The organism is Mesorhizobium sp. AR02 (genome assembly GCF_024746835.1).
GTDB lineage: Bacteria > Pseudomonadota > Alphaproteobacteria > Rhizobiales > Rhizobiaceae > Mesorhizobium.
Genome location: NZ_CP080531.1, coordinates 2,499,542 through 2,511,063 on the forward strand (window position 1 = coordinate 2,499,542; position 11,522 = coordinate 2,511,063).

15 protein-coding genes and 1 tRNA gene are annotated in these 11,522 nt (G+C 63.4%); 12 read left to right on the forward strand and 4 right to left on the reverse strand.

Features of this window, described 5'->3' with window-relative positions:
- Nucleotides 1–3: 3 nt before the first annotated feature.
- Together rnpA and rpmH are read right to left on the reverse strand one after the other, a co-directional pair.
- Nucleotides 4–357, reverse strand: coding sequence for a ribonuclease P protein component (rnpA, locus tag DBIPINDM_RS16115; protein WP_027040889.1), 354 nt, complete (start codon nucleotides 355–357; stop codon nucleotides 4–6).
- A 14-nt stretch (nucleotides 358–371) separates the two neighbouring features.
- Complete coding sequence (gene rpmH / locus DBIPINDM_RS16120; protein WP_008833937.1) at nucleotides 372–506, reverse strand: 50S ribosomal protein L34; 135 nt, start codon at nucleotides 504–506, stop codon at nucleotides 372–374.
- A gap of 280 nt (nucleotides 507–786) precedes the next feature.
- On the opposite strand from rpmH, the gene DBIPINDM_RS16125 reads away from it, so the two are divergent.
- The 4 genes from DBIPINDM_RS16125 (at nucleotide 787) to DBIPINDM_RS16140 (ending at nucleotide 4,373) form a co-directional block, all read left to right on the forward strand.
- Complete coding sequence (locus DBIPINDM_RS16125; RefSeq protein WP_258588169.1) at nucleotides 787–2,274, forward strand: ATP-binding protein; 1,488 nt, start codon at nucleotides 787–789, stop codon at nucleotides 2,272–2,274.
- A gap of 279 nt (nucleotides 2,275–2,553) precedes the next feature.
- Nucleotides 2,554–2,630: transfer RNA gene (locus DBIPINDM_RS16130), tRNA-Arg, on the forward strand.
- A gap of 241 nt (nucleotides 2,631–2,871) precedes the next feature.
- A complete protein-coding gene (locus DBIPINDM_RS16135; protein WP_258588170.1) occupies nucleotides 2,872–3,402 on the forward strand; it encodes a dihydrofolate reductase family protein in 531 nt (176 codons plus the stop codon).
- Nucleotides 3,403–3,614: 212 nt separating this feature from the next.
- Nucleotides 3,615–4,373, forward strand: coding sequence for an SDR family oxidoreductase (locus tag DBIPINDM_RS16140; RefSeq protein WP_258588171.1), 759 nt, complete (start codon nucleotides 3,615–3,617; stop codon nucleotides 4,371–4,373).
- A gap of 27 nt (nucleotides 4,374–4,400) precedes the next feature.
- On the opposite strand, the gene DBIPINDM_RS16145 is transcribed toward DBIPINDM_RS16140, so the two are convergent.
- A complete protein-coding gene (locus DBIPINDM_RS16145) occupies nucleotides 4,401–4,970 on the reverse strand; it encodes a TMEM175 family protein (RefSeq protein WP_258588172.1) in 570 nt (189 codons plus the stop codon).
- A gap of 324 nt (nucleotides 4,971–5,294) precedes the next feature.
- Here DBIPINDM_RS16145 and DBIPINDM_RS16150 point away from each other — a divergent pair, with 324 nt between their 5' ends.
- From DBIPINDM_RS16150 to DBIPINDM_RS16165, 4 genes are read left to right on the forward strand one after another with little or no spacing between them, the layout of a single operon-like run.
- On the forward strand, nucleotides 5,295–5,549 hold the full coding sequence (locus DBIPINDM_RS16150) for a FitA-like ribbon-helix-helix domain-containing protein (protein WP_258589288.1): 255 nt from the start codon (nucleotides 5,295–5,297) through the stop codon (nucleotides 5,547–5,549).
- Nucleotides 5,546–5,968, forward strand: coding sequence for a type II toxin-antitoxin system VapC family toxin (locus tag DBIPINDM_RS16155; RefSeq protein ID WP_258588173.1), 423 nt, complete (start codon nucleotides 5,546–5,548; stop codon nucleotides 5,966–5,968). The genes DBIPINDM_RS16150 and DBIPINDM_RS16155 overlap by 4 nt, the downstream gene beginning before the upstream one ends.
- A 31-nt stretch (nucleotides 5,969–5,999) precedes the next feature.
- Nucleotides 6,000–6,437 carry a hypothetical protein gene (locus DBIPINDM_RS16160; protein ID WP_258588174.1) on the forward strand — a complete coding sequence of 146 codons (438 nt, stop codon included), beginning with the start codon at nucleotides 6,000–6,002 and terminating at the stop codon, nucleotides 6,435–6,437.
- A 7-nt stretch (nucleotides 6,438–6,444) separates the two neighbouring features.
- Nucleotides 6,445–6,627 carry a hypothetical protein gene (locus tag DBIPINDM_RS16165; RefSeq protein WP_258588175.1) on the forward strand — a complete coding sequence of 61 codons (183 nt, stop codon included), beginning with the start codon at nucleotides 6,445–6,447 and terminating at the stop codon, nucleotides 6,625–6,627.
- Nucleotides 6,628–6,641: 14 nt separating this feature from the next.
- Here DBIPINDM_RS16165 and DBIPINDM_RS16170 read toward each other — a convergent pair whose 3' ends face one another.
- On the reverse strand, nucleotides 6,642–7,343 hold the full coding sequence (locus DBIPINDM_RS16170; protein ID WP_258588176.1) for a GntR family transcriptional regulator: 702 nt from the start codon (nucleotides 7,341–7,343) through the stop codon (nucleotides 6,642–6,644).
- Between the two features lie 216 nt (nucleotides 7,344–7,559).
- Here DBIPINDM_RS16170 and DBIPINDM_RS16175 point away from each other — a divergent pair, with 216 nt between their 5' ends.
- The 4 genes from DBIPINDM_RS16175 (at nucleotide 7,560) to DBIPINDM_RS16190 (ending at nucleotide 11,486) form a co-directional block, all read left to right on the forward strand.
- A complete protein-coding gene (locus DBIPINDM_RS16175; RefSeq protein WP_258588177.1) occupies nucleotides 7,560–8,600 on the forward strand; it encodes an ABC transporter substrate-binding protein in 1,041 nt (346 codons plus the stop codon).
- A gap of 80 nt (nucleotides 8,601–8,680) precedes the next feature.
- The gene (locus DBIPINDM_RS16180) at nucleotides 8,681–9,766 is read left to right on the forward strand and encodes an ABC transporter ATP-binding protein (RefSeq protein ID WP_258588178.1); all 1,086 of its coding nucleotides are present in this window, start codon (nucleotides 8,681–8,683) and stop codon (nucleotides 9,764–9,766) included.
- Entirely contained in the window at nucleotides 9,763–10,689 is a 927-nt protein-coding gene (locus DBIPINDM_RS16185; RefSeq protein ID WP_258588179.1) for an ABC transporter permease, read from the forward strand. Before DBIPINDM_RS16180 ends, DBIPINDM_RS16185 begins: the two co-directional genes overlap by 4 nt.
- Nucleotides 10,686–11,486 carry an ABC transporter permease gene (locus DBIPINDM_RS16190; protein ID WP_258588180.1) on the forward strand — a complete coding sequence of 267 codons (801 nt, stop codon included), beginning with the start codon at nucleotides 10,686–10,688 and terminating at the stop codon, nucleotides 11,484–11,486. Before DBIPINDM_RS16185 ends, DBIPINDM_RS16190 begins: the two co-directional genes overlap by 4 nt.
- The last annotated feature ends 36 nt before the right edge of the window (nucleotides 11,487–11,522 follow it).

Consider the following 11,522-nt stretch of genomic DNA (forward strand, 5'->3'; position numbering starts at 1 on the left):
GGCCTATCGTGTTCCGCGAAGTCGGCGGGAGAGTTCGGCCTTCAATTGGCCGAACGGGGCGCGCAGCGCGTCATCGCGCCCGACGATGACATAATCATTGCCGGGCACCATGTCATCTGCGGCATGGACGCGGACAGCTTCTTTCAGCCGCCGCCTGACGCGGTTGCGCACAACAGCGTTGCCGACCTTCTTGGTGACGGTGTAGCCGACGCGCGGCACGCCGCCATCGCCGCGGTCGAGGACCTCGACGAGGAAAAACCGTCCGCGTCGCTTTTCACCACGACGGACGGCCAGGAATTCCGCGCGTTTCAGAAGCCGTTTGGGATTTTGCCCCACTGGCTTGCCGGTTGCGGGCAACGATCTCGTCTCGCTTAGGCGCTGAGCCGCTTGCGGCCGCGGTTGCGGCGAGCTGCGACGACGCCACGACCACCCTTGGTGGCCATGCGGGCACGGAAGCCGTGCCGACGTTTGCGGACGAGTTTGGACGGTTGGTAGGTACGCTTCATTTGTTTTAATACCGCGGGGTGCGGCCCTTCTTGATTCTGTCACTTTGTAACAGGAGCTTTGCCGGGCCGGCTTTGGCGCGATCGAAACCGCGCCGGGACGAATGGCCCGAGCGTGAGCGGGCTTATAGAAAGAAGGGTTTTGGAAGTCAATCCGGGGTCGTCACGCCGCGGACACAGGCTTTATGACAGTAATTTAATGTTCCGACCAACGGATAAAATTGGCAAAAAAGCCGTAATCGCCTAATCTTGGCTGATCAAGTGATTGTGAAGATAGAGTCGCATGAGCGAAGCCAGCCAAGCGGGGGAAGGGATCGGCACGGCGCCTGCCACCGTCCGCAGCGTGCCGCTGTCGCGCGGCCTGTCGACAAAACTGCTGCTGCTCACCATCGTCTTCGTGCTTTTGGCCGAAGTGCTCATCTTCCTGCCCTGGATCGCCAGCTACCGGCTGAGTTGGCTCAAGGAACGGCTGAGCACGGCCGCTGCCGTGTCGATCGTGCTGGTGCAGGGCGAGTCGACCTCGCTGTCGCGCACGGCGCAGAATGACGTGCTGATGGCGATCGGCGCCAAGGCGATCGCGGTGCGCGATGGCGGCGTCTCCCGGCTTCTGGTGGTGGCGGATATGCCGCCGCAGGTCGACGAGCATATCGACCTCGCCAGCGTCGGCATGATCAAGGGCATGACCGGCGCGCTCGACACGCTGTTCTTCGGCGGCGACCGGATGCTGCGCGTCTTCGGACCGGTCGGCGACAGCGACAAGGAATTCGAGCTGATCATGCCGGACTATTCGCTGCGCAAGGCCATGCTCATCTATTCGCGCAATGTTGCCTTCGTCTCGCTGCTGATCTCGCTGTTCACGGCCATGCTGGTCTATGCCGCGATCGACCTGATCATGATCGGGCCGATCCGCACCATGACGCGCTCGATGCTGTCCTTCTCCGAAGCCCCCGACGACCCCGGGCGCATCATCCATCCCGCCGCCCGCGCCGACGAGATCGGCGTTGCCGAACGCGAGCTGTCGCAGATGCAGGAGCGGCTGCAAAAGATGCTCTCCGAGCAGAAGCATCTTGCCGATCTCGGCCTGGCGGTCTCGAAGATCAACCACGACATGCGCAACATCCTGGCTTCGGCGCAGCTGATGTCGGACCGCCTGCGCCAGGTCAGGGATCCGACCGTGCAGGCCTTCGCGCCGAAGCTTTTGCGCGCGCTGGACCGTGCGGTGTCTTATTCGGAAGGCGTGCTTCACTATGGCCGCACGCAGGAGCCGCCGCCTTCGCGCCGCAGGGTGCGGCTGCGCCAGCTGGTCGAGGACGTGCACGGGCTGCTCGATATAGAAGAGGGCATCGAGTTCATCAACGCCGTCGAGGCGGCTTTCGAGGTGGATGCCGATTCCGACCAGCTGTTCCGGGTGCTCACCAATCTGTGCCGTAACTCGGTGCAGGCGATGGCGGCCGACACCGAGAGCGCCGTGGTGCGGCGGCTTGCGGTATCGGCCGTGCGCCTGGGCAGCGTCAGCCGCATCGCCGTCACCGACACCGGTCCCGGCCTGCCGCCGAAAGCGCGCGAAAACCTGTTCGCGGCGTTTCGCGGCTCGGCGCGCAGCGGCGGCACCGGCCTTGGCCTGGCCATCGCGCATGAACTGATCCGGGCGCATGGCGGCACGGTGGAGCTGGTCGAGTCGATTGGCGGACGCACCACTTTCGCCGTCACCATCCCCGACCAGCCGGTGCGGCTCGACCAGGCCCGCGGCAGCCTGCGCCGCCCAGCATGACGGCCTCGGCGCTGTTTTCCTGAGGGCTCTTGCCCTTGAATCCTGACACTTTCGATGACTTTCGCCGCGACTTTCCCCCTCTCGGCCTGAAATCAGGCCGGCTCCCGGCAGCTTCAAAGTCTTGGGATCGGGGCCGTTACCCCCAGATGACGCACTCGCGACAAAACTTTTGCCGGATCGGCTTGCTTTTCCCAAATTCAGTCGCTAGGGAACTGCACACATTCGCGGCCGACCCCTCAAGGATCGGATCGTGGGGCCGTTGAAAACATGGCCTGATGCGCGCCCGTAGCTCAGCTGGATAGAGCACCAGACTACGAATCTGGGGGTCAGGAGTTCGAATCTCTTCGGGCGCGCCATTTCTTGAAACCGCTCATTTTGTTCGATCGTCGAACCGTTCGTAGACGCGGCGTCTGGGACGTTTCCGTCGGCAACGCGGCCCAGCGATCCCCATTGCCGCGAGCTCGATCGGGCAGCTTGATTATGGGACGTTCCTGCGCACTCCAAAAACCAATTGCGAGATAGAGTCAGTCGATCTAAACTGATTGCATAGTGCAATCAGAAGCGCGCGGATATGCCGTGTGAGGAAAGGCGGAAGGCGTGGCCAAGCTCGTGTTCGGAATGAACCAATCCCTGGACGGCTACGTCGACCATATGGCATTTGCGCCAACCCCCACGCTCTTCCGCCACTTCATCGAGGAAGCTCAGAGGCAGGCGGGCAGCGTGTACGGTCGCCAAATGTATGAGGTCATGCGTTACTGGGACGACGATCATCCTGAATGGGGTGCGGACGAACAGGCCTTCGCGGCGGCGTGGCGGAACCAGTCGAAATGGGTCGTTTCGCGCTCGCTGAAGTCGGTTGGCCCCAAGGCCAGGCTGATTGAGGATGATCTCGAGGGCGCGATCCGGGATCTGAAGGCAGGGAGCGACGGGGAGATCGAGGTTGCTGGTCCGACCTTGGCGCAAAGCCTTACAGAGCTTGGCCTGATCGATGAATATCGAATCTACTTGCACCCCGTTGTGCTTGGTCACGGCAAGCCATATTTCGCCGGACCCCGGCCGCCGCTCCGCCTCCTGACTCACGATCGGATTGGCGAGGACGTGATCCGGCTGACCTACGTTCCTGCTTGATCGCGCGATGTGCGCCCGTGCCGTTCCACCGCGTTGACAAGGAGGAATAAGCCTCGCAGCCGGGCGAGGGCCTGCACAAAGCGGCACGTGCAAGCGGTAGCGTTCATCGCGCGGTACGGCGCCAACCTCCTGATGGATTGTATGGTTTTGCTGATACAGCCGATATTGTCCGTTCGCGTACGGCAGGCGCAGCCTTTGGAGTAGATCCGACCATGCCCCCTCCCAGCATCAAGCGCGCGCTGATCACCGGCGCCGGAGCCGCCGACGGCATCGGCTTCGCCATTGCCCGCCAGCTTGGCAACACCGGCCATGCCGTGTTCCTGACCGGCGCCAGCGCGCGCGTGCTTGACCGCGCCGCCGGGCTTTGTGCCGAAGGCATCGATGCCAGGGCCGTGGTTGCCGATCTCACCAAGGCCGCCGATGTCGCGCGGCTGCGGGCTGAGGTCGGCGCCGTTGATATACTGGTCAACAATGCCGGCATGGGCTCGCTGGCGTCGCCATCGGCCGACAAGGCGTTCCTCGCCATGACCGAGGCCGATTGGGATCAGGGCATCGAGGTCAGCCTGAAGACGGCGTTTCTGGTCACCCATGCGTTCCTGCCGGCGATGGTCGAAGCGGGCTATGGGCGCATCATCAATGTGGCGTCGGTCACCGGGCCGCTCGTGTCTTTCGTGGGCACATCAGCCTATTCCGCCGCCAAGGCCGGCATGGTCGGCCTGACGCGCACGCTGGCGCTCGAAGTGGCCAGGAGCGGCGTCACGGTCAACGCCGTGGCGCCCGGCTGGATCGCAACGGGCTCGTCGAGCGAGATGGAGCTGACAGCGGCCCTGCATACGCCGCTGGCGCGAGCCGGCCGGCCGGATGAAGTGGCGGCGGCGGTGGTGTTCCTGGCCTCGGAAGGCGCCAGCTATGTCAATGGCGCCCTTTTGGTGGTCGACGGCGGCAACAGCCTGCAGGAGCTCAAGGGCTGAAGGACCGGCCGCCAGGCGGGCAAGGGATCAGCCTTTGCCTGGGCCCTTCCTTGATCGCGGTACTTCCGGCCTGAGATAGACCGCCAGGCAGCAGCAACAGATGACCAGTCCGGCAATCGGGTATTTCAGGGCCACCACTGCCGCCAGCGCGAAAAGGCAGAGCGTCGCCAGCGCGCGGACGCGCATGCGCTTTCGCACATCAAGCGGAACCTCGTGCGCCGGCATCGGCTCGATGAGTTCCCGGATCAGCAAGATGTAGGTCAGGTTCACCAGGAAGAAGACGGCGGCGTAGAAGGCGACTGGCTGCGGCGCCAGTTCACTGACCGCCATCCAGGCGGTCGCCAGCGGCAGCAGCGACACCGAGAACAGATGCGCGAAATTGTACCACATCAGGCTGGTCGTCGCCGCCGTCGCGTGGCGCAGGAGATGATGGTGGTTCGCCCAGACGATGGCGATGAAGAGATAGCTGACGCCATAGCTCAGCCATGTCGGCCACAGTGCCAGAAGCGCCGCGAAGGTCGGGAGTTCCGGCGGGTGCAGATCGAGCACCAGAACCGTGATGAGGACGGCGAAAACGCCATCAGAAAATGCGCTCAACCGATCGAGCCCTGTGGAAGGAAGCACGAGGAACCGTCCCTGTCGCCGTTCGTCGCGCCTATAGTAGCGTTCTCGCCTGCAATATCCATGTCCGCGCCGGCCGTTTTGACACCGTCAGCGCCGCCGCTTCGGGCCAGGAAGCCGTGCCTCCGAAATCCACCAGCAAATTTTCTGCATTATCGGCGGCAGTTTCGTCGGCCCGTCGGCATGGATGATGTTGGTGGGTGGCGGGAAGCGGCCAACCTGCCAGATCACATCTTGCTGCGCGATAGCAATTTCACTATGTTGATAGCATTGCCATCAACTATCCAGGAAGGCTATCGGATGCCCGCCGTTACTATTCGCAACCTGTCCGAAGAGGCACACCGCGCCCTCAAGGTGCGCGCGGCCCATCATGGCCGTAGCACCGAGGCCGAAATGCGCGAGCTTCTGGAGGCGGCGGTTCGTCCCGCCAACCGCATTCGTATCGGCTCCGCCCTGTCGGCGTTGAGCCGTAACGCCGGGCTGACCAATGCCGATTTCGAACCGCTGGAGCAGGATCGCGACAGAACGCCGGCTACGCCCATGAGCTTCGAATGATCGTTCTGGACACGAATATCGTCTCCGAGGCGATGAAGCCGGAGCCGGCCCCTGCCGTCCGCGACTGGCTGGACGAGCAGGCTGCCGAAACCCTCTATCTCTCGAGCGTGACCGTCGCAGAGCTGCTGTTCGGCATCGGTGTGCTGCCTGACGGGCGGCGCAAACAGAATCTGGCCACGACGCTCGACGGGCTTCTCGACCTGTTCGACGGCAGAATCCTTCCCTTCGATAGAGATGCCGCCCGCCGTTACGCGGATCTGGCCGTCGCAGCCCGCAACGCGGGCAGGGGCTTTCCCACGCCGGACGGATATATTGCGGCGATCGCGGTCGCCCACGGCTTCGTGGTCGCGACTCGTGACGCCAGCGCCTTCAAGGCTGCAGGCGTTCCCGTGATCGCCCCCTGGAAGGCCGGACAATGAGGGCCGCGTTCTTGCGATGGAAACGACAATCTTGTTGCTACTGATCGGCTTTGGCGCCGGTTTCTATTTTCGGGGTTTGCGCGCGAGGACCGAAGCGGCGAATTCTAAACGCCGCGCCGATGCGCTCGATCAGCAGATCAGCATACTTCGGCGCGATATCGTCGCGATGTCGGCCTGGTGCCATTGCGCCAATCAGTGGGAACCAAACCGCTCAGCGGCGGTTTTCCCCTTGAAGGGACGCAGACCTCAAAGGTGCGGAACAATGTACGACCATCTGGAACTGGACCTGGCGAGAGCCAGGCAGCGCGTCAAGCGTGCGGAACTCTTTCTCACGCGAGCGAATGAAATGCTGGACGAGGAGGGTGGCGTCGGCATCAGCCTCGCCTTGTGCTGCCGGATCAGATCCGAGCAAAAACGTGTGGCTGAAGCGCGCTCTCGCCTCCGCCACATCGATCCCACCACACACTGATCGTCCCATGGCTATGATGCCCTTCGAATCTCCCGAAAAGAGTGCGGTATATCGCGCCGCCAAGCTCGCCGTGCTGCGAAAGCTGATGGTGAAGCATATCGAGCGCACCGATGCTCAGGCGCAGAATGTCGAACAGGCGCTGGCGGTGTTGGCTGAGGCAACGGCTCGGACCCGTGGCGCGCATCAGTAGCGTCCAGGTCGTCCTCAGGACGCCTTGGCGAGAAAGCTCTGGTAATCCGACTTCGCCTGCAGCAGGCGCAGCACGTTTTCGCGTGATCCCCGCACATGGGCGCGGGCCAGGGCGCCGGCCCGGGCAGCGTCGCCGGCGCAGATCGCCTCGACGATCTCGGCATGCTCGTCGCGGGCGATCTTCCATTCGTCGAGCCACAACAATTCGGTCCAGACATAGTGCTGGCATTTGTCGAGGATGCCGCACAGCATGTCGTGCAGCATCACATTGCCGCTGATTTGCGCGATGACGCGGTGCAGGTCGATGCCGACCTCGAGCTCCTGGAATTTTTCCTTTGTGGTGCGGTCCGGAATGCCGGCCAGCCGCTCGCATTCGGCCAGCATGGCGCGTAGCCGCGCTTTGTCCTTGTCGGTCGCGGCGGCCGCGGCCAGTTCGGTCGCATGGCCGTCGAGCAGTTCGCGGATGTCGAAGGCCTCGCGGAACATGTTGATGTCGAACTCGGTGACGACATAGCCCTGGCGCGGCCGGCCGGTGACCAGGCCGTCGCGCTCGAGGCGATTGAAGGCCTCGCGCACCGGCGTGCGGCTGACATTGAGTTTTGCGGCTATGTCGTTCTCGGTGACGCGCGAGCCCGGCGGAATCTGGCCGGTCACTATCATCGCCTTGAGCGAAGTGTAGACCGAGTCGCGCAGCGTGTTTTTGGTTTGCTTGCTCAAAGATCCGTTCCCACCGGCAATCGACATTTGCCTATCTCTATTCGTAGTCGGCGCAATTTGCCACGCCCTGGCGGCGCTGCTCACACCGGCCTGCATCGTGCTTCTCAGCCAGCATCGGACGGTGTTGACATCGCCGATCCCTAAGCTACACTCAAAATTGTATACAAAATCGCATGCCAAATCAAAACAAATGGGAACACCGGCTGGAGAACCGATATGAAAACCATCAATAGCCTTGGGATTGCCGCGGTCGCGGGCCTCATGGCATCGGCAGCGGCGCCCGCCTTTGCCGCCGATACGATCACCGTCGCCTCGTGGGGCGGCACCTATCAGGAGGCGCAGACCAAGGCGTTCTTCGATCCGACCGCCAAAGCGCTCGGCATCACCATCAAGCAGGACACCACCAACGGCCTCGACGATGTGCGCCTGCAGGTGACCGGCAATGCGGTGAAGTGGGACATTACCGAGCTCGGCGCCGACGAATGCGCGCGCGGCTCGAAGGAAGGGCTGTTCGAGAAGCTGGATTACGGCATCATCGACAAGAGCGGCATCAACCCGAAGCTGGTCCATGACGACTGGGTCGGCATTTCCTACACTTCGGTCGTGTTGATCTACCGGACCGATGTGTTCGGCGACAAAGGCCCGAAGACCTGGGCCGATTTCTGGAACGTGGAAAAATTCCCGGGGCGGCGCGCGCTCTCCAGCAGCCAGGCGACCGAGACGCTGAGCGTCGCCGCACTCGCCTCGGGCCTACCGATCGACAAGGTCTATCCGGTCGATATCGACGGCGCGCTGAAATCCGTCGACAAGATCCGTGGCCATGTCGATGCCTGGTGGACCTCCGGCGCGCAGGCCATGCAGCTGGTCAAGGATGGCGAAGTCGACATGGCGAGCATCTGGAACGGGCGCGCCGGCACCTTGAAGAAGGGAGGCGCGCCGGTCAGCTTCTCCTTCGACCAGGGTGTGCTGACCGCTGATTGCATGGTCATCCCGAAGGGCGCCAAGAACAAGGCAGCGGCGATGAAGGCGCTGGCGATGTTCGTCAGCCCGCAACTGCAGGCCAATTTGCCGCTCTATGTCGACAATGGGCCGGTGAATGAGAAAGCCTTCGAGACCGGCAAGATCCCGCCGGAACGGATCAAGGACATCAACTCGGCGCCCGAAAACGTCAAGAAGCAGGTGTTGCAGGATGCCGAGTTCTGGCGCGACAATCTGGTCGAGGCGACGGAGAAGTTCAACAATCTGATCCAGCAATAGCTGCCTGGCAGACACTTCACGGCGGGGCTGCGTAAGCCGTTCGCCCCGCCTCCTCTTCGCCGGCTAAGGAGAAAAGAATCTTGTCCATTGCGCCATCCGCGCTGCCGATCAGCATGCGCCGGATCGAGAAACGATTTGGCAGCGTGCCGGTGCTGCGCGACCTCAACCTCGATGTCGAGGCCGGCGAGTTCCTGACGCTGCTCGGCCCCTCCGGCTCCGGAAAGACGACGCTGCTGATGATCCTGGCCGGGTTCGTGCGGGCCAATGGCGGGTCCATCAGGGTCGGCGACGACGAAATCATCACCACGCCGCCGCACAGGCGCAACATCGGCATGGTGTTCCAGAACTACGCGCTGTTTCCGCATATGAACGTTTTTCACAACATCGCCTTTCCGCTGAAGCAGCGCGGCGTGGCGGCCGCCGAGACCGCCGAGCGCGTCGAAAAGGCGCTGGAGCTGGTGAAGCTCAAGGGCCTGGGCGAGCGGCGGGTCGACCAGCTTTCCGGCGGTCAGCGCCAGCGCGTGGCCCTGGCCCGCGCCATCGTCTTTGAGCCGCGCATCGTGCTGATGGATGAACCCTTGTCGGCGCTCGACAAGGGCCTGCGCGAGCATATGCAGATCGAGTTGCGCGCCCTGCACCGGCGGCTTGGCATGACGACGGTCTATGTCACGCATGACCAGCGCGAAGCCATCACCATGTCGGACCGCATTGCTGTCATGAATGCCGGCCGCATCGAGCAGCTCGATAAGCCCGAAACGCTCTACGCCGCACCGAAGACGCAATTCGTCGCCGGCTTCATCGGCGAATCGAATTTCATTCCTGTCGAGTGCCGCAACGGTTCGGTCTGGTACGAGGACAGACGGATCCAAACCGCGGGGGCTGCACCGGCGCCCGGCCAACATCTGATGGTGGTGCGGCCGGAAAAGCTGCGGCTGGTCACGGCGGCCGAACCGTCGAGCGGCATCAATGTGCTCGACGCCACGGTCGGCGATATCATCTACCAGGGCGACAGTTTCGTCTGCTACGCGGTGCTGCGCGATGGCCGCCAGCTGACGCTGCGCGATTATTGCCGCAGCGATGTGCTGGCCAGGCTGCCGGCGCCCGGCCAGCCGATCAGCCTCGGCCTCGATGCGCAGGACACCATACTGGTGGCGGCCGAAGGATGAGCGCGCCATCCGCCCTGCTGAACGAAACGGCCGGCGGCGCGGGCCGGGATCTCAACGCGCAGGCGCTGCACGCCGACGCGCGGCGCGAGTCGCTGCGGCTGCTGGCGCTGCTGGCGCCAAGCCTGTTCCTCGTCTTCGCCATCATCATCGTGCCGATCGGCTGGCTGTTCTGGTTGTCGCTGTACGACGAGAACGGCGCCTTCAGCGCCTCCAACTACGCGCGCTTCTTCGAACAGGCCTCCTACATCAAGACCTTCGTCACCACCTTCAAGGTGGCCTTCATCGTCACCGGCGCCTGTGTGCTGCTGGGTTATCCCTTGGCCTATATGCTGTCGCAGCTGCCGCGCCGGGTGGCATCGATCTGCCTGATCTTCGTCATCCTGCCGTTCTGGACATCGGTGCTGGTGCGCACCTATGCCTGGCTGGTGATCCTGCAGCGCAAGGGCCTGATCAACAGCTGGCTGATCGACCTCGGCGTGATCAGCCAGCCGCTGGCGCTCGCCAACAATCTGTCCGGCGTCGTCATCGGCATGACCCACATATTGCTGCCGTTCCTGGTGCTGCCGCTCTATGCCTCGATGAAGACCATCGACACCGACTGCCTGCGCGCCGGCATGAACCTCGGCGCCGGTCCGGTCGCCACCTTCCGGCAGATCTTCTTTCCGCTGTCGCTGCCCGGCCTCGCCTCGGGCGTGGTCATCGTCTTCGTGCTTTGCCTCGGCTTCTTCGTCACGCCGGCACTGATGGGCGGCGGCAAGGTGATCATGTGGGCGATGCGCATGGAACAGACCACCAGCCTCTATTCGAACTGGGGCGCGGGTGCGGCCCTTGGCGTCGTGCTGCTGGTGGTCACGCTGGCGCTTCTCGGCCTGTTCCAGTGGCTGCTTGGCGCGCGCACCACCGGCGTGTGGAGTTCGCGATGAGCGGGGATGTCGGCCTGCCGATCTCGCACCGGCAACGCCTGTGGCTTTACGCCCTTGGCGGCCTGGTGCTGTTGTTCCTGATCGCGCCGTCGATCATCATCGTCATCATGTCGTTTTCGGATTCGACGCTGCTGCAGTTCCCGCCACAGCAGTGGTCGCTGCGCTGGTACCAGAGCTACTTCCAATCGCTGGAATGGCGCGACGCGACCATCGTCTCGGTCAAGGTGGCTGTCATGACCGTGCTGGTGGCGACGCCGCTCGGTACCGCCGCCGCCTATTCGATCAACAGGGGCACGCTGCGCTTCAACGGCACCATCAATGCGCTGCTGACCGCATCACTGATCATCCCGGTGATCCTGATCGGCATCGGCACCTTCTTCCTCTATGCCCGCATCGGCCTCAACAACACGCTGACCGGCCTGGTCATCGCGCATACGGTGCAGGCGCTGCCGCTGGTGGTGCTGACCGTGCTGTCGGGCTTGCGCTCCTACGACATGAACCAGGAGCGCGTGGCGCGCAGCCTCGGCGCCGGGCGCATAGCTGCCTTCTGGCAGGTGACCATGCCGCAGATCCGCTTCTCGATCGTTTCGGGCGCGCTGTTCGCCTTCATCACCTCCTTCGACGAGGTGGTGGTTTCGCTCTTCATATCGGGCGGCGAGACCACGACGCTGACGCGCCGCATGTTCAACGCGCTGCGCGACCAGATCGACCCGACCATCGCCGCCATCTCGACCTGCCTGATCGTGCTGTCGGTCCTGCTCCTATCGGTTGCGCAGATCTTCGGCCGCCGGCATTGATTTCACCAGACCAATTCGCAGACGTGACCAAGGGAT

Excerpts from the sequence above, each read along its gene's own strand:
- rpmH (WP_008833937.1), bottom strand. The coding sequence starts at position 506 with ATGAAGCGTACCTACCAACCGTCCAAACTCGTCCGCAAACGTCGGCAC.
- DBIPINDM_RS16125 (WP_258588169.1), top strand. The coding sequence starts at position 787 with ATGAGCGAAGCCAGCCAAGCGGGGGAAGGGATCGGCACGGCGCCTGCC.
- DBIPINDM_RS16140 (WP_258588171.1), top strand. The coding sequence starts at position 3,615 with ATGCCCCCTCCCAGCATCAAGCGCGCGCTGATCACCGGCGCCGGAGCC.
- DBIPINDM_RS16150 (WP_258589288.1), top strand. The coding sequence starts at position 5,295 with ATGCCCGCCGTTACTATTCGCAACCTGTCCGAAGAGGCACACCGCGCC.
- DBIPINDM_RS16155 (WP_258588173.1), top strand. The coding sequence starts at position 5,546 with ATGATCGTTCTGGACACGAATATCGTCTCCGAGGCGATGAAGCCGGAG.
- DBIPINDM_RS16165 (WP_258588175.1), top strand. The coding sequence starts at position 6,445 with ATGGCTATGATGCCCTTCGAATCTCCCGAAAAGAGTGCGGTATATCGC.
- DBIPINDM_RS16175 (WP_258588177.1), top strand. The coding sequence starts at position 7,560 with ATGAAAACCATCAATAGCCTTGGGATTGCCGCGGTCGCGGGCCTCATG.
- DBIPINDM_RS16185 (WP_258588179.1), top strand. The coding sequence starts at position 9,763 with ATGAGCGCGCCATCCGCCCTGCTGAACGAAACGGCCGGCGGCGCGGGC.
- DBIPINDM_RS16190 (WP_258588180.1), top strand. The coding sequence starts at position 10,686 with ATGAGCGGGGATGTCGGCCTGCCGATCTCGCACCGGCAACGCCTGTGG.